26 protein-coding genes are annotated in these 23,733 nt (G+C 46.9%); 9 read left to right on the forward strand and 17 right to left on the reverse strand.

The genetic code is table 11. The features are described 5' to 3' along the window. Positions 1-5: 5 nt before the first annotated feature. From folK to VC159_RS02215, 5 genes are read right to left on the reverse strand one after another with little or no spacing between them, the layout of a single operon-like run. Entirely contained in the window at positions 6-533 is a 528-nt protein-coding gene (gene folK, locus VC159_RS02195; protein ID WP_323472573.1) for a 2-amino-4-hydroxy-6-hydroxymethyldihydropteridine diphosphokinase, read from the reverse strand. Positions 534-585: 52 nt separating this feature from the next. Further along, positions 586-1,986 carry a polynucleotide adenylyltransferase PcnB gene (gene pcnB, locus VC159_RS02200; protein WP_323472574.1) on the reverse strand — a complete coding sequence of 467 codons (1,401 nt, stop codon included), beginning with the start codon at positions 1,984-1,986 and terminating at the stop codon, positions 586-588. After that, positions 1,983-2,663, reverse strand: coding sequence for an HAD family hydrolase (locus VC159_RS02205; protein WP_323472575.1), 681 nt, complete (start codon positions 2,661-2,663; stop codon positions 1,983-1,985). Before VC159_RS02205 ends, pcnB begins: the two co-directional genes overlap by 4 nt. A gap of 19 nt (positions 2,664-2,682) precedes the next feature. After that, positions 2,683-3,438 (reverse strand): DnaA regulatory inactivator Hda, encoded by a 756-nt coding sequence (gene hda / locus VC159_RS02210; RefSeq protein WP_323472576.1) that lies wholly within the window; start codon positions 3,436-3,438, stop codon positions 2,683-2,685. Between the two features lie 11 nt (positions 3,439-3,449). Next, positions 3,450-4,439 carry an AI-2E family transporter gene (locus VC159_RS02215; protein WP_323472577.1) on the reverse strand — a complete coding sequence of 330 codons (990 nt, stop codon included), beginning with the start codon at positions 4,437-4,439 and terminating at the stop codon, positions 3,450-3,452. A gap of 72 nt (positions 4,440-4,511) precedes the next feature. On the opposite strand from VC159_RS02215, the gene purM reads away from it, so the two are divergent. Beyond that, on the forward strand, positions 4,512-5,564 hold the full coding sequence (gene purM, locus VC159_RS02220) for a phosphoribosylformylglycinamidine cyclo-ligase (protein WP_323472578.1): 1,053 nt from the start codon (positions 4,512-4,514) through the stop codon (positions 5,562-5,564). A 5-nt stretch (positions 5,565-5,569) separates the two neighbouring features. Here purM and miaA read toward each other — a convergent pair whose 3' ends face one another. Beyond that, positions 5,570-6,583, reverse strand: coding sequence for a tRNA (adenosine(37)-N6)-dimethylallyltransferase MiaA (miaA, locus tag VC159_RS02225; RefSeq protein WP_323472579.1), 1,014 nt, complete (start codon positions 6,581-6,583; stop codon positions 5,570-5,572). Between the two features lie 58 nt (positions 6,584-6,641). Between miaA and VC159_RS02230 the strand changes: the two genes are divergently transcribed. Further along, a complete protein-coding gene (locus VC159_RS02230) occupies positions 6,642-7,286 on the forward strand; it encodes a VTT domain-containing protein (protein ID WP_215358542.1) in 645 nt (214 codons plus the stop codon). A gap of 45 nt (positions 7,287-7,331) precedes the next feature. On the opposite strand, the gene VC159_RS02235 is transcribed toward VC159_RS02230, so the two are convergent. Next, a complete protein-coding gene (locus VC159_RS02235) occupies positions 7,332-8,174 on the reverse strand; it encodes a SirB1 family protein (protein WP_215358540.1) in 843 nt (280 codons plus the stop codon). A 5-nt stretch (positions 8,175-8,179) separates the two neighbouring features. Next, positions 8,180-9,733 carry a murein biosynthesis integral membrane protein MurJ gene (gene murJ / locus VC159_RS02240; RefSeq protein WP_323472580.1) on the reverse strand — a complete coding sequence of 518 codons (1,554 nt, stop codon included), beginning with the start codon at positions 9,731-9,733 and terminating at the stop codon, positions 8,180-8,182. A 151-nt stretch (positions 9,734-9,884) separates the two neighbouring features. Between murJ and rpsT the strand changes: the two genes are divergently transcribed. After that, on the forward strand, positions 9,885-10,151 hold the full coding sequence (gene rpsT / locus VC159_RS02245; protein WP_071466054.1) for a 30S ribosomal protein S20: 267 nt from the start codon (positions 9,885-9,887) through the stop codon (positions 10,149-10,151). 73 nt (positions 10,152-10,224) lie between these two features. Here rpsT and VC159_RS02250 read toward each other — a convergent pair whose 3' ends face one another. Beyond that, positions 10,225-10,539 carry a DUF3579 domain-containing protein gene (locus tag VC159_RS02250; RefSeq protein ID WP_083564229.1) on the reverse strand — a complete coding sequence of 105 codons (315 nt, stop codon included), beginning with the start codon at positions 10,537-10,539 and terminating at the stop codon, positions 10,225-10,227. A gap of 152 nt (positions 10,540-10,691) precedes the next feature. On the opposite strand from VC159_RS02250, the gene argF reads away from it, so the two are divergent. The 3 genes from argF (at position 10,692) to VC159_RS02265 (ending at position 13,287) form a co-directional block, all read left to right on the forward strand. Continuing rightward, the gene (argF, locus tag VC159_RS02255; RefSeq protein WP_323473549.1) at positions 10,692-11,639 is read left to right on the forward strand and encodes an ornithine carbamoyltransferase; all 948 of its coding nucleotides are present in this window, start codon (positions 10,692-10,694) and stop codon (positions 11,637-11,639) included. 79 nt (positions 11,640-11,718) lie between these two features. Beyond that, positions 11,719-12,951: an argininosuccinate synthase gene (locus tag VC159_RS02260; RefSeq protein ID WP_323472581.1), complete on the forward strand. Its 1,233-nt coding sequence runs from the start codon at positions 11,719-11,721 to the stop codon at positions 12,949-12,951. Positions 12,952-12,981: 30 nt separating this feature from the next. Continuing rightward, a complete protein-coding gene (locus VC159_RS02265) occupies positions 12,982-13,287 on the forward strand; it encodes a pyrimidine/purine nucleoside phosphorylase (protein ID WP_323472582.1) in 306 nt (101 codons plus the stop codon). A 47-nt stretch (positions 13,288-13,334) separates the two neighbouring features. Here VC159_RS02265 and VC159_RS02270 read toward each other — a convergent pair whose 3' ends face one another. From VC159_RS02270 to VC159_RS02280, 3 genes are all read right to left on the reverse strand, one after another. Then, positions 13,335-13,616, reverse strand: a complete 282-nt coding sequence (locus VC159_RS02270; RefSeq protein ID WP_323472583.1) for a hypothetical protein — start codon at positions 13,614-13,616, stop codon at positions 13,335-13,337. A 79-nt stretch (positions 13,617-13,695) separates the two neighbouring features. Beyond that, a complete protein-coding gene (locus tag VC159_RS02275; protein ID WP_323472584.1) occupies positions 13,696-14,160 on the reverse strand; it encodes a DUF192 domain-containing protein in 465 nt (154 codons plus the stop codon). A gap of 84 nt (positions 14,161-14,244) precedes the next feature. Then, on the reverse strand, positions 14,245-14,448 hold the full coding sequence (locus tag VC159_RS02280) for a cold-shock protein (RefSeq protein ID WP_011903586.1): 204 nt from the start codon (positions 14,446-14,448) through the stop codon (positions 14,245-14,247). Positions 14,449-14,724: 276 nt separating this feature from the next. On the opposite strand from VC159_RS02280, the gene clpS reads away from it, so the two are divergent. Genes clpS through VC159_RS02295 form a run of 3 tightly spaced genes read left to right on the forward strand, consistent with a single transcriptional unit; the run spans position 14,725 to position 17,661 of the window. Next, entirely contained in the window at positions 14,725-15,081 is a 357-nt protein-coding gene (gene clpS / locus VC159_RS02285) for an ATP-dependent Clp protease adapter ClpS (protein WP_072582834.1), read from the forward strand. Continuing rightward, entirely contained in the window at positions 15,078-17,384 is a 2,307-nt protein-coding gene (gene clpA, locus VC159_RS02290; RefSeq protein ID WP_323472585.1) for an ATP-dependent Clp protease ATP-binding subunit ClpA, read from the forward strand. The genes clpS and clpA overlap by 4 nt, the downstream gene beginning before the upstream one ends. 43 nt (positions 17,385-17,427) lie before the next feature. Beyond that, entirely contained in the window at positions 17,428-17,661 is a 234-nt protein-coding gene (locus tag VC159_RS02295; RefSeq protein WP_323472586.1) for a hypothetical protein, read from the forward strand. A gap of 67 nt (positions 17,662-17,728) precedes the next feature. Here the strand turns inward: VC159_RS02295 and dut are convergent, their stop codons facing one another. From dut to VC159_RS02320, 5 genes are read right to left on the reverse strand one after another with little or no spacing between them, the layout of a single operon-like run. Next, positions 17,729-18,178 (reverse strand): dUTP diphosphatase, encoded by a 450-nt coding sequence (gene dut, locus VC159_RS02300; RefSeq protein ID WP_323472587.1) that lies wholly within the window; start codon positions 18,176-18,178, stop codon positions 17,729-17,731. A gap of 20 nt (positions 18,179-18,198) precedes the next feature. Next, positions 18,199-19,410, reverse strand: coding sequence for a bifunctional phosphopantothenoylcysteine decarboxylase/phosphopantothenate--cysteine ligase CoaBC (gene coaBC / locus VC159_RS02305; RefSeq protein WP_323472588.1), 1,212 nt, complete (start codon positions 19,408-19,410; stop codon positions 18,199-18,201). 9 nt (positions 19,411-19,419) lie between these two features. Then, positions 19,420-19,911 (reverse strand): signal peptidase II, encoded by a 492-nt coding sequence (lspA, locus tag VC159_RS02310; protein ID WP_323472589.1) that lies wholly within the window; start codon positions 19,909-19,911, stop codon positions 19,420-19,422. Positions 19,912-19,922: 11 nt separating this feature from the next. Next, positions 19,923-22,784, reverse strand: a complete 2,862-nt coding sequence (gene ileS, locus VC159_RS02315) for an isoleucine--tRNA ligase (RefSeq protein WP_323472590.1) — start codon at positions 22,782-22,784, stop codon at positions 19,923-19,925. Then, a complete protein-coding gene (locus tag VC159_RS02320; protein ID WP_323472591.1) occupies positions 22,777-23,727 on the reverse strand; it encodes a bifunctional riboflavin kinase/FAD synthetase in 951 nt (316 codons plus the stop codon). The genes ileS and VC159_RS02320 overlap by 8 nt, the downstream gene beginning before the upstream one ends. Positions 23,728-23,733 lie beyond the last annotated feature (6 nt).

A 23,733-nucleotide genomic window follows, 5' to 3' on the forward strand; every position in this document is an offset into this window, starting at 1 on the left:
ATGAATTAATGCGCCGTTTGGCTATAAACGTCTTTTTCCCCGCAATTACAGTTCCTGCAGGGGAGTTTTTCAATTCTTTGGTGTGCCACGTTGGGCAAGTAGGCTTTAAGCTCACCCCAGTTGGGTAAAAAGATATCAGGGGCGATTTCCAGAAGGGGGAGGAGAACAAATGAGCGCTCAATAATTCTGGGATGCGGCAGCATCAAATCTGTTTCGTTTTGAGTAACCCCTTCAAAAGAAAGGATGTCTAGGTCAAGAGTCCGAGGAGCATTTGTATAGGGACGCTCACGACCAAATTCTTGTTCAATGGTTTGGCAAACATGCAATAGGCCGTATGGGCTTAATTCGGTCTCGACTTCAATGACGGCATTAATGTAGTCGCCGCCCGCAGCCTCAACGGGCGCGCTTTGATAGAAGCAGCTTTTAGCCAAGATTTGTAGTTCGGAGCGCAATGCTAAGCAAACGATGGCATCAGTAATAAGCTGACGTGTGTCGCCGATGTTGCCACCAAATCCGATATATGCCCGTGCCATAAATTTCCAAACTAGAGATGAAACTACTTTACTGAAATTTCTCTAAGTCTGCTTAGCTTGCTGCACTCTCTGGGGGCACTGCCGCTTTTGGCTTTCTGCGGCGCCGTCTTTTGGCAGGGCTTGGACTGTTGCCAGATTCATTTTTGACGCTAGCCATCAGCTCATCTTGCCCTGTGACGTCGGTTGCAATGAAGTCTGTCCACCATTGCCCGATTGCTGGGTTTAATTCCCCGGTGGCGCAGCGAAGCAACATAAAGTCATAACCCGCTCTAAAACGTGGGGATTCGATGAGGCGATAGGGGTAGCGCCCCACGCGTCTCTCAAAGCGAGGCTGCATAGACCAAATTTCGCGCATATCGCTTTCGAAGCGTCGTTGAATCGTCATGCCGCTACTTTGAGTGGCAATCGTGTCGTCCATTGCATCATGCAGAGCGGGAATATTAGCCATGCCTTTGGATGAATTGGCTTTCCAATTCTTTAGCAGGTCCGGCCACAGGAGGGTAGCAAATAAAAATCCAGCAGAAACACTTTTACCGGATTGAATGCGATCGTCAGTGTTGGCCAAAGCAAGCTTTACAAAATCATTGGCACCCTTGGAGTCTGCGCCCGTATCCAGAATGTGGTCTAGGAGCGGGAGTAGACCATGATGCAATCCCGCATCTTTTAGGCCTTGGATTGCTGCCCAGGAGTAGCCAGACATCAAGAGCTTCAAAATTTCATCAAAGAGTCTCGCAGAGGGGACGTCGTTTAATAGTTTTCCTAGCTTTGCAATAGGCGCGCGCGTAGCACCATCTAATGCAAACCCAGTCTTGGCTGCGAAGCGAACTGCGCGGAGCATGCGTACCGGATCTTCGCGATAGCGCTTTGCTGGATCGCCAATCATGCGCAAAGTTTTCTTTTGCATGTCTGCCATTCCGCCGTGATAGTCGAGGACGGTTTCGGACGAAGGGTCGTAATACATTGCGTTGATTGTGAAATCGCGCCTTGCCGCATCTTCACCTTGTGAACCCCAGACGTTATCGCGCAGAATCCGGCCGCTCTCAGCTACGTGATCTCCGGCATTATCTAATAAGGCCCTGAAGGTTGATACCTCAATGATTTCAGGATGGCCTTTGCCAAAAAAAGTCACATGCACAATTTGAAAGCGGCGACCAATCAGACGCGCTTTGCGAAAGAGTCTTTGTACTTGATCTGGCGTTGCATTGGTTGCAACGTCAAAATCTTTTGGGCTGATACCGAGAGCAAGATCTCTAACAGCGCCACCGACAATAAAGGCCTCAAATCCTGCTTGCTGCAATGTGTGCGTTACTTTGACTGCGTTCTTTGAAAGTAAATGCGGATCAATCCGATGCGCTTTTTTAGGAATGCGCTTTGGGACACCAGTGTTGTTGGCCTGCGTATGCTTGACCATCGGGTCACGCCGCAAAATACGTTTAATAAATTTAGTGATCATGCAAACAATTCAAGAATGGGCCAGTTGCGCTGCTTAGCTTCGTTGCGAAGGCGATCATCTGGATTGGTAGCAACAGGATGACTTACCTTTTCAAGCAAGGGAAGGTCATTCATCGAGTCAGAATAAAAATAACTATAAGGCAAAGTATCTAAGGATAGTTTTTGTGATGCTAACCAGTCATGCAGATTTTGAATCTTACCTTCGCGGAAATTGGGAATGCCTTTGACTTCGCCAGTGTAGTTAGCCAATGGATGATTATCTGCAGTAGCTGGCTCAGTAGCAATCAGATGCTCAATACCAAAGCTTTCAACGATAGGGCGCGTCACAAAGCTGTTAGTGGCAGTAATCACGCAGCAAAGGTCGCCCGCATCTTGGTGGCGTTTCACAAGATCGATGGCTTGTTGTCGGAGTTGGCCATTAATAACCTCTTTCATAAAGGCGTCATGCCAATCTTTGAGTTGCGCGCGCGAATGCTCTGAAAGTGGTTTCAAGGCAAAGCGTAAAAACTCATGAATATCCAGCTTACCTTCTTTGTAGTCTTGATAAAAGCGCTCGTTTTGTCGTGCATAGTATTCGCTATCCACAACGCCAATGCGAGCCAAAAATTGGCCCCATTCGTAATCGCTATCGCAAGGTAAAAGGGTGTGGTCTAAATCGAAGAGGGCTAGCTGAGTCACGAATTGGGTATTTAATAAATTATTTGGGCTGCAGGAGCTCACGAACAAGCGGTAAGGTTACAGCACGTTTTGTTTCTAGGGAGTAAGCGTCTAAAGCATCAATCAATGCCATCAGGCTGGGCATATCGCGATAAAAGCGACTTAACAGCCAGGGCAACACATCGGGGGATAAAACAAGCCCTCGCTCTTTGGCTGCTTCCTCTAGTGCTTGTATTTTCTCATCATCATCCAAAAGCTGCGTTTGAAAGATCAAACCCCAGCCCAGACGGGTTCGCAGGTCTTCTCGAAGCTTGAGATTGGCTGGTGCAGCGTTTCCGGCCATAAAAATATGAATCGCTTTGCTTGCTTGAACGCCATTCAGGATTCGAAATAAGGAGCCAACAAGACGATCATCTAGCTGGTCAACATCATCAACGGTGATGACTGAGGGGGTATCACTTTCAGTCATTGCATTCATCTTTTCTTCTAGGCGAACCCAAGCAGTAGGCTCGAGGGGGGAGAGGGCAATGTGTAGCAAGCCAGCATGCTTGGCTGCATTCTCGATGGCATTGAGTAGGTGAGTGCGACCAGAGCCCTCAGGTCCCCACCAGTAAATCCAACGTTGATTGAGTGGGTTATCAGAGCTTTGAGCGCTGACCTTGCCCCAAGATTTTTCAATATTTTGCAGAGCAGAAATTAAGGCAAGATCTTTCCCGGGAAGATAGTTTTCTAAACTAGCTATGGGTGAGTGACTGATGTCTAGCGCAAATTGTTTTGGAAGCGAGGGTGTATTCATTGCTACCAAATTTATTTTTGATACCAAGAGCTTTGTGTATAAATAGACCAGAAATATTGGACTAAGACTAAGCTGACGGCGCTAATTGGTAAGGCAAGTAATACGCCAAAAAAGCCAAATAGCTTGCCAAAGAAAAGCAAGGCAAACAAGACGGCAACGGGATGCAAGCCAATACGCTCGCCAACAAGGCGGGGTGTCAAGAAGAATCCTTCTAAGAATTGCCCAATTCCATAGATAACTAGTACGCCGATGATTTCTGAGCCTGGGCCAAATTGGAGAAGGGCTGAAACTATAGCAAGTGTGAATCCCAGTGCAATACCAATATAGGGAATCACAATCATTAAGGCGGTAAAAATACCCAAAGCAACCGCACCTTTGATGCCAATCAAACTCAAGCCGATACTATAAAAAGCAGACATGATGGAAACAACAATCACCATACCATTGAGATACTGAGAGAGTAGACCATCGGTGTGCATTGCAAGATGGTGAACAGTTTCTTGGGCGCGCTTAGGGACTAAATTTTTAACGTACTGAAAAAATTGATTCCAATCGATCAGTAAATAAAACATCACAAATAGAATTAATACACAATTTACAAAGCCAGTGATTACCGAGCTGCCCGACATGAGTACTGTGTCTATCGTGGTGCTCATCAGCGAGTCAGCATTGTCACTTATATGCTCTGAAATTTTTTGCGAGGCGGTATTTTTTAAAGTGCCCCAATCAACATCAATATGTAATTCAGCTAATTTAGGTCCCAGCCATGCCTGTGTATTTGAGATCCATCCTGGGAGCTGGTCTTTAATTAGGGGAATTTCTGTTTTAAGAAGGCCAATAAATAGGCTCAAAATAGCGATTACGACTGCCAGACCTAAAACTACGGTGAGAGCTGCAGCCAAAGATGCGGGCAAGCGCCTTCTTTCCAGCCATAGAAAAGCAGGCCTCAGGATGTAGGCAAGGATGAATGCAGCCAGAAAAGGGGTAAAAATTTCAGCCATGACGAGTAATCCTCTAGAATTCAATGATTCTACTGACCTAGTAGCATTTTTTACTAATATTCCAGCGCTGACATGACCTCATCTACTAATTCTTCCTCAAAAGGCCTTTCCTACCGTGACGCTGGCGTCGATATTGATGCTGGGGACGACTTGGTTGACCGTATTAAGCCGCTTGCCAAGAAAACCATGCGCGAGGGTGTTTTGGCTGGAATTGGCGGCTTTGGAGCCCTTTTTGAGGTGCCTAAGCGCTACAAAGAGCCGGTATTGGTATCCGGCACGGATGGTGTTGGTACCAAGCTAAGGCTGGCTTTTGAGTGGAATCGTCATGAAACCATTGGTCAGGACTTGGTAGCCATGAGTGTGAATGACATCCTGGTGCAGGGTGCAGAGCCTCTTTTCTTCTTGGATTACTTTGCATGCGGCAAGCTGACTGTAGATACAGCGGCAACGGTTGTTGGTGGCATTGCTAAGGGTTGCGAATTATCTGGCTGTGCATTAATCGGTGGTGAGACCGCAGAAATGCCAGGCATGTACCCTCCAGGTGAATATGACTTAGCTGGATTTGCCGTGGGTGCAGTTGAAAAGTCAAAAATCATTACTGGCGCAACGATTGTTCCGGGTGATGCGGTGTTGGCAATCGGCTCAAGTGGTGCGCATTCAAATGGTTACTCATTAGTGCGTAAGATTATTGAGCGTGCTGGTGCAAAGCCTACTGATGATTTAGGCGGCCGCCCACTGGGTGATGTTGTGATGGCGCCAACAGAAATTTATGTGAAGCCACTTCTCAAATTGATTTCTGAAATCAATGTAAAAGGAATGGCGCATATCACTGGCGGGGGTTTGGTTGATAACGTGCCACGTGTACTTCCAGAAAATACTCAAGCAGTGTTGCATCGCGATAGCTGGCAAATGCCAGACTTGTTCCGCTGGTTACAAATGAAGGGTGGCGTTGCTGATGCGGAAATGGTACGCGTATTTAACTGCGGCATTGGTATGGTGGTGATTATTGCGCCTGATCAAGTAGACGCAGCAATCAAATCATTAACTGCGCAAGGTCTTAAGGCTTGGACAGTTGGCGAAGTAGTTGAGCGTCCAAAAGATGCGCCACAAACTATCGTCATCTAAACGAACTACCTTGTTTTTTTGATTAGATTGCTTTTGCAGTAATCTAAAGCGGCCTTTAAATCTTCGGGGTTGAAGGGGTCAAATATATTTCTTCCATCTATTGCGCGTAGCCATGTGAGCTGACGCTTGCCAAGCTGACGCGTGGCCGCCAATGCTTTGTAGCGCATTTCCTCAGCATCAATTTCACCATTGAGAAATTCCCAGGCTTGGCGATAGCCTACCGAACGGACGGCCGGAAGATCCGCATGTAAGCCACTATTACTACGCAGTGCTTTGACTTCATCCATAAATCCAGCGGCAAGCATTTCATCAAAACGCTTTTCTAAGTTCAAATGCAATCGCTTGCGATCGCTTGGTTCAAGTGAAACTAACGTAATCCAAGATGGAATCGCTGAGCCTTCTCTGCCATCCTCGCTGGGTGAGTCAGCCAGTAACACAGACATGGGTTTACCGGTAATTTCATAAACCTCCAAGGCGCGTTGCACTCGTTGAGAATCGTTTGGCTTTAAGCGCGCCGCAGTTTCGGCGTCAACCTCGGCAAGTTTGTCGTGCATTGCTGGCCAGCCAATGGCTTTACCTTCTTCATCTAAGCGAGCCCGAATCTCTGGGTTTGCTGGAGGCAGCGAGGAGAGACCATGCGCCCACGCCCGCCAATACAACATCGTGCCACCAACCACCACTGGAATATTTCCTCGCGCACGTATCTCGGTGCAAAGACGTTTCGCATCATTAGCAAAACGTGCCGCTGAATACACTTCGGTGGGATCAATGATGTCAATCAGATGATGAATAACAGCAGCTTGTTCTGACTGAGTTGGTTTGGCGCTACCGATATCTAAACCGCGATAGACCAAAGCAGAATCCATGCTGATGAGTTCAATCGTTAGGCCAATGGATTTTGCATACTCAGCCAAAGACATGGCGAGATGGGTTTTGCCTGCGCCAGTGGGCCCAACAATACAAAGCGTTGAGACTTCATCTGGAGCATGCATAGGCTGAATGTAGGGTTCAGTTTGCATACCTGATTATAAGAGCCTGTTAATATCCGCAACAACCCATAAGTTAAAGAGCGAGTCGATGGATACCCTTTTGCAAATCAGTGATTTATTGCTGCATATTGATAAACATCTAGATGTGGTGATTCAGCAATACGGTCCTTGGGCCTATGGCCTGCTATTTGCTATTGTTTTTGCAGAAACAGGCCTAGTGGTCGCACCCTTCTTGCCCGGTGATTCGCTGCTATTCATTGCGGGTGCCTATTGCGCAACCGAGCATTTCAATATCTGGACCTTGTGTATTGGTTTGTTGATTGCTGCGGTCGCTGGTAATACCGTGAACTACTTCATTGGTCGCTGGATTGGCAAAAGAGTGTTCAGCAGTCAATCGCGCTGGATTGATCAAGGCGCTTTATTGAAGACCCACGCTTTTTATGAAAAGCATGGTGGCAAAACGATCATCCTTGCCCGCTTCTTGCCAATTATTCGTACCTTTGCACCTTTTATTGCGGGTGTATCCGAGATGAACTTCTCACGCTTTCAGTTATTCAACATCACCGGTGCAGCGCTGTGGGTCTTTGGTTTGGTAATTGCCGGATATTTCTTTGGCAATATCCCTGTCATTCGTCAGAACCTCAATGTGATCGTCCTGGTGGGTGTTGGTGCGGCTGCAGTGCCAGTTTTATTCGCAGCTATCTACAAAATTTTTCAACGCAAGAAAAACTAATACAAGTTTGAAAACCAAAGTGCCACCACTAAAGCCAATTTGGCTTTAGTGCAGCTTAGTCTGACTTTCGAGGGTGGCGATATGCTCACGGATATCGCTGGCATCTTCAGCTTCTGGAACTTCGCTGAGATAGCGATGCATATCCGCCAATGCGGGACGCAAATACTCTAGTTGCGCAAAGATCAAACCTCTGTCCCGAATCTCTTCAATAGAGTCTGGCAGCAGAATGACGAGACGTTCTTGAATACCCAATAAGCGCTCCCAGCGCTCATGTTCTGAGTAAATCATTTTGAGATTTCTCAGAAAGCGCGACAGAATCTCTCTCGAGCTAGAGGCGCGCAGGAAGATGTTGAGCGGCAGGCTCAACTCACCTCTATAGCCTTTAGCGTCCAAGTAGGGGTCAAGCATTTCTTGTAGCTGAGCCTTTGATAGTGATTCACCAGTCAAGGGATCCATGATGACTTCACCTTGTTGCAAAGAGATACGCATCATGAAGTGATTCGGAAAAGAAACCCCCCGAATTTTCAAACCAATTTGATTACCTAATTCCATCATCAAAATAGCTAATGAGATGGGGATCCCTCTGCGATTTTCAAGTATGTAATGCAAGTACGAATTTTCAGGAGCATAGAAATCATTTGGGTTCGGACCAAAGCCCAACTCGGTATAAAAGAAATGCTTCAAAATTTGTAAGCGCTGAACGGGTGAGGTATCCGGCGTGATGCGAGTTTTGAGTTTGTTGCCCATCTCATCAATTTGATCTAGAACCCCTTGAACATCTAAATCAGGATAAGCGTGCTGTGCGACAGCGATTGCTGCCTCCGTTAAAGGAAGATGTTCGTCTTCAGCAACTAGGGAGGTGAAATAGTCGAGTTGTTGTGTTGGCATACTGGCTATTTTGCATGACGCAAGAATTTTTGCCAGCGAATTCCAACTAAACCCAGTGATGCGAAGTAAACAATGGCAGCAAGACCTAACCATGCCCCTACCAAGCCAATGCGCAGCCAAGGCTCCGCTTGGAGGGCGATCCAATTGTGCGTACTGGCGGCATAAATCAGTACGGCTGTGAAGGGGGCGAGTGCGAGCAATAGCTGACCGAGGTACTTGAGCCAGCCTGAATTAGGTAGAGCTCCGCGTCGATGCAGGCCAACCCAGAGCAATGCGGCATTCAAGCAAGCGCCAGTGCCAACTGAGAGGGCAAGGCCAGCATGCCCAAGCCAAGGAACAAATACTAAATTAGCTAATTGGGTAGCTACCAAAACGAGCAAGCCAATCTTGACTGGCGTGCGAATATCTTGGCGTGAATAAAATCCGGGCGCCAAAATTTTTACCAGAATCAAACCAATGAGGCCAACCCCATAAGCCGCCAATGCACGTTGCGTCATCACGACATCAAGCGCAGTGAATTTGCCATAGTGATACAAGACTGCCGCTAGAGGCTCGCCAAAGATAAAGAGTGCAATTGCGCAAGGTGCAGCTAGCAAAAAGGTGAGTTGCAATCCCCAGATGAGTAACTCACCAGCATGTACTAAATCGTTTTTGGCATTGGCTTTGCTAAGGCTTGGCAAAAGAACGGTCCCCAAGGCAACACCCAGTAATGCAGTTGGAAATTCCATTAAGCGATCTGCGTAAGATAGCCATGACACGCTTCCTGCCTGCAGACGTGAAGCAATGTTGGTATTGATAATGAGGGAGATTTGCGCAACCGAGACCGCAAATACTGCGGGCCCCATTAATTTCATGACGCGCCGAGCTTCAGGATTGGTGACGGCTGACTTGATGGCGCCAGGTAACAAACCAATTCGAGGTAATAGGCCGAGGCGAGCAAGCGTTGGAACTTGCAGGGCAAGTTGCAGTATTCCGCCAAGTAAAACACCAATACTTAAGGCATAAATTGGTTGCTCTAAGTGGGGTGCCAAAAAGATAGCGCTACCAATTAAGGCAAGATTGAGCAAGACAGGCGTAAAGGCCGGGATTGCAAAGCGGTGATAGGTGTTTAGGATCCCCGCCGAGAGGGAGACCATAGAAATCAGCCCAATATAAGGGAACATGATTCGGGTCATAACAACGCTGGCGTCATAGGCTGGACCACCTTTAAACCCTGTAGCAATGACCAGAATGAGCACTGGGGCGCCAATGACTCCTAGCAGTACCGTGAGCAGCAAAGCCCAAAATAAGAGCGTGGCGACTGCATTTATGAGGATTTTGGCCTTAGTTTGATCTTCGTTTGTGGCAATTTCGCCCAAAATCGGCACAAAAGCTTGAGAAAAGGCCCCTTCGGCAAATAGCCGACGCAGCAAATTGGGTAGTCTAAAAGCCACATTAAAGGCATCTGTCCACTCGGAAGCCCCGAAACTACGGGCAATGAGGGTCTCCCGGAGCAGGCCCGTAATACGGGACAGCATAGTCAGGGAGCTGACCTTGGCAGCGGCAGAAAGCAGATTCATGAGGCGATTTTCACCTATTTATCGGTCGGCTGGGCTTTTTTGCCCCTTTAAGGTAAAATCTTGGGTTTTGGCGAGCTTGCTTATGATTCTGGCAAGTCCGCAAGATTTTTAACTAACCGCATTTTGCATTTTATAGAGGCAAGGTTTAAAGATGGCCAATACAGCACAAGCGCGCAAGCGTGCACGCCAAGCAGTAAAACAAAACGAACATAACTCCAGTTTGCGTTCAAAGCTCCGCACTTCCATTAAGGCAGTTCGTAAAGCGATTGAAACTGGTGATAAAGCTTCGGCAGCGAAAGTTTTCGCGGCAACTCAAGCAACAATCGACAAGATTGCTGACAAAAAGATTGCTCACAAAAATACTGCAGCTCGTCAGAAGTCACGTTTGTCTGCAGCTATCAAGGCGATGGCAGCGTAATACAGTTTTAGTTTTAGGCTGGTCGAAGTAGTTTCGACCTAAGCCCGCTCCTCATCAGAGCGGGTTTTTGTTTTTAAGGCTGAGCTGGGGTTGTTGGGTTGAACTCACACGCCTCTTCGATTGGTAGGCTATTGTCTTTGGCAAAGTTCATGACAAAGTCTAGCGCTCGGGGATCTAGATCCCTCAGTCGAGTATCAATAACAACGCATTTCACTTTTGCAATAAGCACTGGTCTGACATAGGGCGAATAAGTGAAGCGAGGGTCCCCGGAATCACCGGGAGGGCGAAAAGTGGCCATCACCCCGCACAGACGCTCCGCCCAATCGCTGGGTCGAAATGGTTTGCCAGAAGTGGTAATGCCTTGAATGAAAAGCTTTTTGTGGTTCAAGTTCGCGTAATGATGGTTGTAAGAAATAGTATTACTAAGTCCTCTAGCTTAACAGCCCAAGTTGGCCGTAAGATGGCTTTAGGGTCTATTTTCGTGCAGCCGAATGTTTGAAGAAAAAAATGCAAGCCAAAACTTTAGTAGAAAGCTCAACTATGACATCGCTGGCAAAGCCTCAAGTGCCCGGTAAGGTAAAGCACTACCTGCAGTTTTCCGACCTGACTCGTCAAGAGTACGACTATTTACTCAAGCGTTCGGCGTGGCTTAAGGCCAAATTCAAGAGCTATGAAACTTGGCATCCACTGCATGACCGCACTTTGGCCATGATTTTTGAGAAGCACTCCACCCGTACTCGTCTGTCCTTCGAGGCGGGCATCCATCAGCTTGGTGGTCATGCGGTATACCTGAACACCAGAGATACCCAATTGGGTCGTGGGGAGCCTGTAGAGGATGCTGCTCAGGTGATTTCAAGGATGACTGACATCATCATGATTCGCACCTTTGGCCAAGACATTATTGAGCGTTTTGCATCGAATTCGCGGGTGCCGGTAATTAATGGCCTGACTAACGAATTTCACCCTTGCCAAGTATTGGCCGATATTTTTACGTTTGTAGAGGCTCGCGGCCCAATTCAGGGAAAAACGGTAGCCTGGGTAGGCGATGCCAACAATATGGCCTACACCTGGCTCCAGGCTGCTGAATGCCTAGATTTTCAGTTGCGCTTCTCTGCACCAGAGGGTTATCAGTTGGATGCAACACGTTTGTCGCCGAAATCCGCCAAGCATTTAACCATTTGCGCCGATCCTAAAGAAGCCTGCAACGGGGCTGACCTAGTGAGCACCGACGTCTGGACCAGCATGGGTTATGAAGACGAAAATACTTTACGCATGAATGCTTTCCAGGATTGGATGGTGGATGAAGAGTTGATGGCATTAGCTAAGCCTAATGCGCTGTTTATGCACTGCTTGCCAGCGCACCGTGGTGAAGAGGTTTCAGCAGAAGTGATTGACGGACCACAAAGTATTGTTTGGGAAGAGGCGGAAAATCGTTTGCATGTCCAAAAGGCTCTAATGGAATATTTACTCTGTGGTCGTTTGGATTAAGTAATAAAACTTCAGCAATAAAATAATTAACAAATAACAAGCAATTCGTTTTCATTAATTTTGATTGAATAAGAAAAACATGTCCGATATTAAAAAAGCAGTCTTGGCGTATTCTGGCGGTCTAGATACCAGCGTGATCTTGAAGTGGCTTCAAGATACTTATGGCTGCGAGATCGTGACCTTTACCGCTGACTTAGGTCAGGGCGAAGAGCTGGAACCAGCGCGCGCTAAGGCTTTGCAATTTGGCATCAAGCCTGAAAACATTTTTATTGATGACTTGCGCGAAGAGTTTGTGCGTGACTTTGTGTTCCCGATGTTCCGTGCGAATACGATTTATGAAGGCGAATATTTGTTAGGCACCTCTATTGCCCGTCCATTGATCGCTAAGCGTCAAATTGAAATTGCTCGCTTAACTGGTGCTGACTCTGTATCGCACGGCGCTACCGGTAAAGGAAATGACCAGGTTCGCTTTGAGTTGGGTTACTACGCTCTTGAACCAGGAATTAAAGTAATTGCTCCTTGGCGTGAATGGGATCTTCTCTCACGTGAAAAGTTGATGGCTTACGCAGAAAAACATGGCATTCCGGTTGAGATGAAGCATAAGCAAGGTGGTTCACCGTACTCAATGGATGCGAACCTCTTGCACATTAGCTATGAAGGTCGTCACCTCGAGAATCCAAACGCAGAGGCAGAGGAGTCAATGTGGCGTTGGACGGTATCCCCGGAGAAGGCTCCAGATGCCCCAGAAATTATCGAAATCGAATTTAAAGCTGGCGACCCAGTGGCAATTGATGGCAAAGCCTATACGCCACACGAGTTGTTAGCTGAATTAAATCGTCTTGGTGGAAAACATGGCATCGGCCGTCTTGATTTAGTAGAAAACCGCTTTGTTGGCATGAAGAGCCGTGGCTGTTATGAAACTCCTGGCGGCACAATTCTTCTGAAGGCCCACCGCGGCATCGAAAGTATTACTTTGGATCGTGAAGTGGCGCATTTGAAGGATGATTTGATGCCACGTTATGCCAGCTTGATCTACAACGGCTTGTGGTGGGCGCCAGAGCGTCTTGCACTCCAAACCTTGATTGACCATACGCAACAGGCTGTTAACGGCGTTGTACGCCTCAAGCTCTACAAAGGTTCTGTCTCTGTGATTTCACGAGATTCTGCCAATACTTTGTTTGATCAAAATATCGCAACCTTTGATGATGACGGCGGTGCTTATAACCAGGCAGATGCTGGCGGCTTTATTAAGCTCAATGCCTTGCGTATGCGTATTGCTGAAACTGCTAGACGTAAGCGCGCAAAGAAATAATCAAAACCAACTAGTTTAGAAAGAATCAGCATGCAATTTGATCAAGTTTCCGTAGGTAAAAAAGCCAATGTATTTTTTGATGGCAAGTGTGTTTCTCATACCGTGACATTGCCTAATGGCGTTCGCAAGTCGGTTGGTGTGGTATTACCAAGCACCTTGCGTTTTGATTTAAGCACTAGCGAGATCATGGAAGTGGTTGACGGTACTGCATTTGTCAGCATCAATGGCGCCCCTGAGCAAGAGTTCAAAGCCGGTCAAAGCTGGGAAGTAGAAAAGGGTGGTTACTTTATTATTCGCGCTGAGCAACCAGTGCACTATGTTTGCCACTTTGAATAAAATATTCTGAATCACTCAAAATAAAAGACCGCTCTTGAGGCGGTTTTTTATTTTGAGTGATTCAGAATCTCGTGACGCCAAAGAATTCCAAGCAATATGCCGGTAACCAATACTTCTGCATCGTTGATTAATCCCAGGACGCCATCAGGACTAACTGGGTTGGGTGAGAAAAAGATGAAAAACTCTAAGGCAATAAGGGTTACTGTGAATGCTAGGCGCGCATACCGGTAGTGCCGTGAGCGGGGATTATGAGTTACCTGATACCGTTTATATAGATAGGCAAGGGCAAAGAGATTGAGGGAAAGGATGATCCATAAACTATCGCTCATCTGAAATGGCGCTGTTACAAAATATAGAGCAGTTAGTGACGCCTGTAGGCCAATCAATAGAAGCATATTTTTTTGAAGTTTATTTCCTAGGCAGCCCAGTAAATATAGTTCCTGGAACAATCACACGCTCTGAGAACCACTGCTTATTCATCTCCAACGCATAACGCACGGCTGCTTTAGGGCAGTGGTTATTGGTGGTTTCAGCCTGCATCTCTTCAATGTTCACAATCTTGCCATCATCCGCAATGAACGCAATTGAGAGTGGAATCTTAGTGTTATTCATCCAAAAGCAGTGACCAGCTTTTTGTTCGAATATAAATAACATTCCAGAATTGCTTGGCATGCTGGTGCGGTTCATGAGACCAATCTCTCTAGCCTTCGGTGTATCGGCAAGCTCAGCCTGAATACGGTAGATGCCCGTCTTTAATTCAATGGTGGGTAGACCGACGTTAACCTGGGCGAGCGTTAGGGTGGAGTAAAGAAAGAGCGCAGTAGAAAATATTTGGCGCAATGATTGTGAGGTACTGGAGATTGATATAGACATGCTTTGTATTTTAAGTGAGACAAATTGCAAGCGAAAAAAAACCCAGGAACGAATCCTGGGTTTTTAATAATGATCTAAGGACTATTAAGCCGCTTGGATATTGGTAGCTTGCTTGCCTTTAGGGCCTTGGGTAATGTCAAACGTTACCTTTTGGTTTTCCTTGAGGGTTTTGAACCCAGGCATAGTAATTGCGCTGAAATGCGCGAACAACTCTTCTTCACCATCATCAGGTTTGATAAAGCCAAAACCTTTTGCATCATTGAACCACTTAACAATTCCGGTCGCCATGCGAACTCCATTACATAAACTTAAAACAACCGTGATGAGGGTAAATACTTTTTAATCAGTCTCAATCCACAACACGCCTAAATAGAACCTCTCTTGAAGCCTACCCCCCGATTGTTTGCCCTTTTTCGAGGGGTGTCAAGGAGTTATATGCCCCTACCCCCTAGTAATTACCCCTTTTTTTATCGAAAAATGCCCCAATATGGGTTTAAGAGGGGTTTTTGCGTGTTTTTCGCAACATGACCCCTGTAAATTAAAGTTTGGATATCTGTGTTTAGAATGTTTCTCATGAGTCGCGCTCCCAAAAATCCCACCACTGGCAACCCCAGCAATCCGTACGTTGAAGATACCCTTCTGCTCGAAAAGCAAATCGAGCAAGTTAAGGCGCCTTCGATGTATAAAGTTTTATTAATGAATGACGATTACACGCCAATGGAATTTGTGGTGATGGTGATTCAGGAGTATTTTAATAAGGATCATGAAACAGCTACACGCATCATGTTGCAAGTACATTTAGTTGGCAAGGGTGTTTGCGGAGTATTTACCCGCGATGTTGCCGCTACGAAAGTGCATCAAGTTATCGAACTCTCCCGTGAAGCGGGTCACCCACTACAGTGCACTATGGAGGAAGCATGATTGCCCAAGAATTAGAAGTGAGTTTGCACATGGCGTTTGTTGACGCAAGGGCATCGCGACATGAGTTCATTACGGTCGAGCATTTACTCGCAGCCTTATTAGACAACGCTACTGCGGTAGAGGTCTTAAAGGCTTGCGCAGTCAATATCGCAGAGCTACGCGCTCAACTCAAAAACTTTATTAACGACAACACACCTGTAGTACCAGGGAATGATGAGGTTGATACGCAGCCCACGCTGGGATTTCAGCGTGTGATTCAGCGCGCCATCATGCATGTGCAGTCAACATCAAATGGCAAGAAAGAAGTGACAGGCGCAAATGTGCTGGTCGCCATCTTCGGTGAAAAAGATTCGCATGCGGTTTATTTCTTGCAACAGCAGGGTGTAACACGCTTAGATGTCGTGAACTTCATCAGTCATGGTGTGCGTAAAGATCAGTCCGAGCATGTAAAGCCCGTTGAGCCTTCGCAGGAGGCTGAAGAATCTGCCTCTTCTGGTAAAGAAAGTCCTCTTGAGCAATACACCCAGAACCTTAATGTGATGGCCCGTCAAGGCAAGATTGACCCATTAATTGGGCGCGAGAGCGAGGTAGAGCGGGTGATTCAAGTGCTCTGCCGTCGTCGCAAAAATAATCCGTTATTGGTGGGCGAGGCTGGGGTAGGTAAGACAGCGATTGCTGAGGGCTTAGCTTGGAGAATTGTGAAGGGCGATGTGCCAGATATTTTGGCTAACGCTACTGTTTACTCTTTAGACATGGGTGCTCTTTTAGCGGGCACTAAATACCGCGGTGATTTTGAGCAACGCTTGAAGAGTGTTCTCAAGTCACTCAAAGATCACACTCATGGCGTTTTATTTATTGATGAGATTCATACGCTGATTGGAGCGGGCGCAGCTTCTGGTGGCACATTGGATGCAAGCAATTTATTGAAGCCTGCTTTGTCTAACGGCCAACTGAAATGTATTGGCGCAACCACCTTTACGGAATACCGTGGCATCTTTGAAAAGGATGCAGCTTTATCACGTCGTTTCCAGAAGGTGGATGTTGTGGAGCCAACCGTAGATCAAACAGTGCAAATCTTACGTGGCTTAAAGTCTCGCTTTGAAGAGCATCACAGTGTGAAGTATGCGGCTGGCGCTTTAGTCGCTGCTGCGGAACTTTCTGCTCGCTATATCAATGATCGTCATTTGCCAGATAAGGCGATTGACGTCATCGATGAAGCCGGTGCCGCTCAACGTATTTTGCCCAAGTCCAAGCAGAAGAAAACTATTGGTCGCCCAGAGATTGAAGAAATTGTGGCAAAGATTGCGCGCATACCGCCACAATCAGTCACAGTCGATGACCGTAGTAAGTTGCAAACTCTGGATCGCGACATTAAGAGCGTGGTCTTCGGTCAAGATCCTGCGATCGAGGCCTTGGCTAGCGCTATCAAAATGACTCGTGCTGGTCTCGGCAAGATCGATCGTCCAATCGGTTCATTCTTGTTCTCCGGACCAACTGGTGTTGGTAAGACTGAAGTTGCTAAACAGCTCGCCTATATTTTGGGTATTGAGTTGCTCCGTTTTGATATGTCCGAGTACATGGAGCGTCATGCAGTGAGTCGCTTGATTGGTGCGCCTCCAGGTTATGTAGGATTTGATCAGGGCGGTTTACTCACTGAGGCCGTAAATAAGAAACCGCATTGCGTGCTCTTGCTTGATGAAATTGAAAAAGCCCACCCGGATATTTTCAATATTCTCTTGCAGGTGATGGATCATGGCACTTTGACGGATAACAATGGTCGTAAGACTGATTTCCGTAACGTGATCATCATCATGACTACCAATGCTGGTGCTGAGGCAATGCAGAAATCGACCATTGGCTTTACCAATGCGCGTGAGTCTGGCGATGAGATGGCCGATATCAAGAAGTTCTTTACGCCAGAGTTCCGCAATCGCTTGGATGCCATTGTTTCCTTCAAAGCTCTTGATGAGTCGATCATCATGCGCGTGGTTGATAAGTTCTTGATGCAGCTAGAGGAGCAACTCCATGAGAAGAAAGTGGATGCCACCTTTAGTCCTGCTTTGCGTGCGCATTTAGCTAAACATGGCTTCGACCCTTTGATGGGTGCTCGTCCGATGCAGCGCATCATTCAAGACACTGTCCGTAAGGCGCTTGCTGATGAGCTTCTGTTTGGTAAGTTAGCTCAAGGTGGTCACGTGGATGTCGACATTGATGCTGATGGCAAAGTTCTATTGAACTTCGAAGCTCCTGTATTGCCAGGTAAGCGTGCTAAAGCTGATGTGATGCCTGCTGAAGAAATTTAATTAACAAACATTTTTAAATAAAAACAACCCAAAAAAGGAAGATATGTCTCATCACGATAAATTACTAGAAGCTTTTGAAAACTACAAGGCTGAGAATGAAAAGTTTCAAGGCAAAGGTATTAAAGCTTCTGCGGCGCGCGCTCGTAAGGCTTTGCAGGAAATTTCTGGTTCTTGCAAAGAGCGTCGTAAAGAAATTACTGCTGAAAAAGAGTCTCGTGAAGGCGCTGGTGCTGGCATGTCACAAGATGCTGCTCGCAAAGCGCATATCCGCAAGTAAGTCATTCGCAATCAAAAGAAAAGCCACCTACGGGTGGCTTTTTCTATGGCTAAATATTATTGTGTATTTAGGTTCTGCCAGTACTTCCAAAGCCACCAGCGCCACGACTACTTTCAGTGAACTCCTCAACCACCTTGAGCTCTACTTGTTGCACAGGCATCACAACCAATTGAGCTAAACGCTCCATCGGCTCGAGTTTGAATGAAGTGGAGCCGCGATTCCAGGTGCTCACCATGAGCTGACCTTGATAGTCTGAATCAATTAAGCCAACTAAGTTACCGAGCACGATACCGTGCTTATGGCCCAAGCCAGAGCGCGGCAGAATAAATGCAGCATAGCGTGGATCTTCAACATAGATTGCTAATCCAGTAGGCACGAGCACCGTTTGACCAGGGGCAATTTCAATCGCTTCGTCAATACAGGCGCGCAGATCTAATCCAGCGCTGCCAGGGGTGCCATAGCTTGGCAGCTGATCGCGCATACGTTCATCGAGAATTTTGACTTGGAGAGATTGCATGATGTTCCTAAAACGGGGATTTAAATTTTCTTGGCAACTAGCGTAATGAGTTGACGTGCAAGCTGAAGCTTTTCTGCTTTAGCAATTTTTTTGCTGCCGCTGGTGTCAATCACAAGCAATTGATTGAGGTCGCTGCCGAATGTATCGGGACCAATGTTGCCTACAATCATTGGGATACCTTTGCGCTGGCGTTTCTCATCGGCATGCTTTTCTAGATCGGTTGACTCTGCTGCAAAGCCTACGCAATAGGGGTGCGGCTTACCACCTTTAGTTTTCACTGCCTTAGCAACATCAAGCAGAATGTCTGGGTTAGCTGAAAACTCTAAATGAGGTGCTTGGTTACCTTGGCGTTTTATCTTTTCTTTGGCAGGTTTAGCAATGCCCCAGTCAGCGACGGCGGCGACTGCAAAGAAAATATCGCAGTCAGCTGCGTTCAGAGTGGCTGCATGCATTTCTTTGGCGCTAACGACATTGGTGCGGGTAATTTTTCCGGTAGCTTCAAGCGGAGTATTGAGATCGCAAGGCCCAGCAATTAAATGGACTTGGGCGCCAGCCTCAACCGCAGCTCTTGCGATTGCAAAACCCATCTTGCCCGAGCTGTGATTGGTAATGCCGCGCACTGGATCAATTGCTTCAAATGTGGGGCCTGCAGTAATTAATACTTTTTTACCGGCCAATACTTTTTTCTGAAAGAAGGCAGTGACTTGCTCGGTGATTTCAGCAGGCTCGAGCATTCTACCCATGCCTACTTCGCCACAAGCTTGGAAGCCGCTGGCAGGCCCAAGAAGGGTAATGCCATCATCTGCAAGTCTTTTAACGCTTCTTTGGGTAGCCGCATGTTCCCACATCTGCTTGTTCATGGCCGGCGTGAGTAATAGAGGGCAATCTCTTGCGAGGCAAAGCGTAGTCAATAGATCATCAGCTAGGCCCAGAGAAAGCTTGGCCATGAGATCTGCACTTGCTGGCGCAATCAGAATGGCATCTGCAGAACGTGATAACTCAATGTGCGCCATATTGTTTGGAATGGTGCTATCCCATTGACTTAAATAAACTGGGTTGCCGGTTAGGGCTTGCATGGTCACGGGCGTTACAAATTGCTGTGCCGCTTCGGTCATCACTACTTGTACGGATGCGCCTTCTTGCATGAGTTGACGTGCAAGCTCAGGGGCTTTATAGGCCGCTATTCCACCAGAGATTCCGAGAACGATCTTCTTATTAATAAGTGATTGCATGGCGCCAGCTTAATGGGATTGGGCGGATTTGCCAAATGACTTGCGTAATTCACCCCAAATAATAAGGGCGGCACCAATGCAGATGGCGCTATCGGCCACATTAAAGGCAGGCCAATGCCAAATACCGTAATGTAAGTCAATGAAGTCAACTACAGCACCATACATCACGCGATCCAAGACGTTGCCCAGTGCGCCACCTAGAATGAGGCTCAAGGCTATGCAGAGTAGCTTATCGCTTTGGTTTTTATATAGCATCCAAATAATGTAAACGGATGCTGCTAGCCCAAGAATGGTGAAGAACCAGCGCTGCCAACCAGAGCCTTGCGCCAGAAATGAAAATGCTGCACCTGGATTAAAGAGAAGCAACCAGTTCAAAAAAGGCAGGACTGGCTCAGGCACGCCCATTTGCAAATTACTAAGCGCCGACCACTTGCTAAGTTGATCTAGCAATAGTACAACGACAGCCATTGCTAGATAACGAGGGAGAGCAAGACTTTTCATATGGTTGTTACTTAAGCGAAGAGGCGGTGATCACCATCACCAAACAAGTTGCTAATACAGCGACCACATAATTCTGGATGGTCGGCATTACTTCCTACATCCTTGGTGTGATGCCAGCAGCGACCACATTTTTTATATTGGCTGCCACGTACCAAAACTTCTAACCCCTCATTACTGAGTTCAATATTGGCGCTAGAGGTGATGGTTACAAAGCGTAAATCATCTTCTAATGAATGTAGGATGGCGAAATCAACATCACCAACTTTAATCGTGAGTTCAGCTTGCAGCGATGAGCCTACATTGCCTGCTTCGCGCTCAAGCTCAATTGCCTTAGTCACTTCGGAGCGAATTTCGCGAATACGATTCCATTTGGCCAGCAATTCCTCAGCATGAGCAATCTTAGGGAACTTGCCGAACTCTTCCATAAAGATCGATTCTGCAGGCTTGCTGCCTGAGCCATGGGGGAAGTCTTTCCAGGCTTCCTCTGCGGTGAAGGAGAGGAATGGCGATAGCCACTTTAAGAGGTTTCGGGTGATATGGAATAGGGCGTTCTGAGCAGCGCGGCGGTCAGGAGAGTCGGGTGCGCTCGTGTAGAGGCGGTCCTTCAGAATATCCAAATAGAAGCCGCCCAAGTCCTCGGAGCAGAAAGACAGCATGCGAGCTACTGCTGGTTGGAATTCATATGCTTTGTAATGAGCTTCAGTATCGCTCTGTAATTGATTGGCAAGAGCAACTGCGTAGCGATCAATCTCAAGCCACTGCTCAGCAGGCATCGTGTGCTTGCTAGGATCAAAATCTGATAGGTTGGCTAGCAAGAAGCGCAAAGTATTACGAATACGACGATAGCTTTCGGTAACGCGTTTGAGAATCTCATCCGAGATCGTCATTTCACCAGAGTAGTCTGTAGAGGCAACCCACAAGCGAATAATTTCAGCACCCAATTTATCTGCCACCTGTTGAGGCGCAATCACATTGCCTACAGATTTACTCATCTTGCGACCTTGGCCGTCGACAGTAAAGCCATGGGTCAGAAGGGCTTTGTATGGCGGCTTACCATCGAGCATGGCGCCCGTTAGCAAGGAGGAGTGGAACCAGCCGCGATGTTGGTCTGAACCCTCGAGATATAAATCAGCTAAGCGACCATTTGGTGTTTCTGCGTCAGCAGTTAATAACTCATCACGGTGCGATCCACGAATGACATGCCAATGAGTTGTGCCAGAGTCAAACCAAACATCTAAGGTGTCACGGTTCTTTTCGTATTGCGCAGCTTCTTCGCCCAGCAGTTCAGCAACTTCGAGCTTTTGCCAGGCTTCAATGCCTTCTTTTTCGACGCGTTTGGCAATCTCTTCTAGCAGTTCAACGGTTCGTGGATGTGGCTCACCACTTTCTTTGTGGACAAAGAAGGCCATTGGGACGCCCCATTGGCGCTGACGTGACAAGGTCCAATCAGGGCGATTGGCAATCATGCTACTTAAGCGTTGTTTGCCCCATGCTGGGAAGAACTCAGTGCTATCGATTCCTGCTAAAGCAGTCTCGCGCAAACTGGCTTTGCCATCGGATGGTTTCTTATCCATGCTTGCAAACCATTGTGAGGTAGCACGATAAATAATCGGCGACTTGTGACGCCAGCAATGCATGTATGAGTGAGTGTAAGTTTTATCGCGTAACAAGCTACCCGCTTCGCGCATTGCTTCAACGATCTTTGGGTTTGCTTTCCAGATGTATTCATTGGCGAAGAGTGGCAACCATGATGCGTACACTCCATTGCCCATCACTGGATTGAGAATGTCTTTATCGGCAAGCTTATTGGCTTTGCAGGATTTAAAGTCTTCCTCACCATAGGCAGGTGCTGAGTGAACAATGCCGGTACCTGTATCGAGCGTAACGTACTCTGCGGGATATATTGGTGAGAGTCGTTTATAGCCTTCATGTAATGGCGCTAGCGGATGCCAGAAAGAAATGTTTGCCAATTGAGCGCCTTGGCAAGTGGCAATCACTTCGCCCTCTAGACCATAGTCTTGCAAGCAAATCTCAACTCGGTCCTTTGCCAGAATTAATAACTTGTCACCAACATCTACTAAAGCGTAAGTAAGTTCTGGGTGGACATTCATTGCTTGGTTTGCAGGAATAGTCCAAGGGGTTGTCGTCCAGATGACAATTTGACCTGGTTTATTTGGTAGCTCGGCAAGTCCAAATGCTTTTGCCAGCTGTGGGCGCTGTGCATCATCAAAGGCAAAGCCAACGTCCACCGTTGGGTCAGTTTTATCTTGGTATTCCACTTCCGCTTCAGCTAGCGCGGAGCCGCAATCAAAACACCAGTTCACTGGTTTTAATCCACGGAAGACATATCCTTTTTCCCAAATCTTCCCAAGGGCGCGGATTTCATCAGCCTCATTGCGGAAGTTCATGGTGAGGTAAGGGTTATTCCAGTCGCCTAAAACGCCTAAGCGTTCAAAATCTTTCTTTTGTTTCTCAACTTGAATATGAGCATAGGCGCGTGCTTTAGATTGCACTTCGGCAGTCGGTAAATTTTTACCAAATTCTTTTTCAATCTGAATTTCAATTGGCATCCCATGGCAATCCCAGCCAGGTACATAAACAGAGTCAAAACCCATGAGCCAGCGTGATTTGATGATCATGTCTTTCAAAATCTTGTTTACTGCGTGTCCGATATGAATATCGCCATTTGCATATGGAGGGCCATCATGCAGAATGAATTTTGGTTGATTAGCATGGGCCGTACGAATCTTTTCGTAGAGCTTGTTTTTCTGCCAGCCAGCCACCCATTGTGGTTCGCGCTTAGCTAGATCTCCTCGCATTGGGAAAGAAGTGTCTAGTAGATTGACGGGATAAGAATTTTCTTTTTCAGACATAAGCTTTTTTCAGGAAATAATTTCTGGCATGCGTTGCATCTGCTGCAATCGCCTGTGTAAGGGTTTCAAGGTCTTGGTACTTCGCCTCATCACGGATTTTTTCTAATAGCTCTACGGTAATAATTTTTCCGTAAACATCCGCGTTGTAATCAAAGATGTGGGTTTCTAGCAATACTCTGCCTTCATCTTCCACTGTTGGTCTGACACCCAAGCTGGCTACTGCGGGAAGGGGTTTATCTGTTAGGCCTAAAACTTGTGCAGTAAAGATTCCAGTCGTTGCCGGTTTGCGATGATGGAGATGATTAGCCACTGCTAAATTCAAAGTGGGGAACCCAAGTTGACGTCCTAGCTTCTGACCATGAAGCACGTGCCCAGATATTCCGTAAGGACGTCCTAATAATTTTTCAGCTAACTGCATGTCACCAGAAGCTAGTGCAGTACGAAGTGCAGAACTAGAAATGCGCTCACCATTTTCTTGAATGGTTTGGATGCTAGATACTTCAAAGCCATATTTTTCACCAGCAGCTTTCAGGCTGGCAAAGTTACCTACACGTTTTGCGCCATAGCAAAAATCATCACCGATCAAAATCCATTTTGCATTTAGTCGTTTAACAATAATTTCTGAAACAAATTCTTCGGGCGACAGTTTGGCAAAAGCAGAGTGGAAGTGCTCTACAACAACACGATCTATTCCAAGCTCGGCAAGTGCGGCTAATTTGTCGCGCAAATTCAGAATGCGGGGCGGGGCTTGTTCTGGTGAAAAGAATTCTTTTGGATGTGGCTCAAAGGTCATTACGCAACTGACCAGACCTTGATCCTTGGCGCCATCAACCAACTCCTTGAGCAGGGCGCGATGACCCCTGTGCACGCCATCGAAATTACCGATGGTTAGGGCACAAGCAGGTCCTGCAGAAAACTGGGTGGGGCCACGGAATACGTTCACAAAATC

Origin of the sequence: Polynucleobacter sp. JS-JIR-II-c23 (genome assembly GCF_035011225.1) — a bacterium.
Lineage (GTDB): Bacteria > Pseudomonadota > Gammaproteobacteria > Burkholderiales > Burkholderiaceae > Polynucleobacter.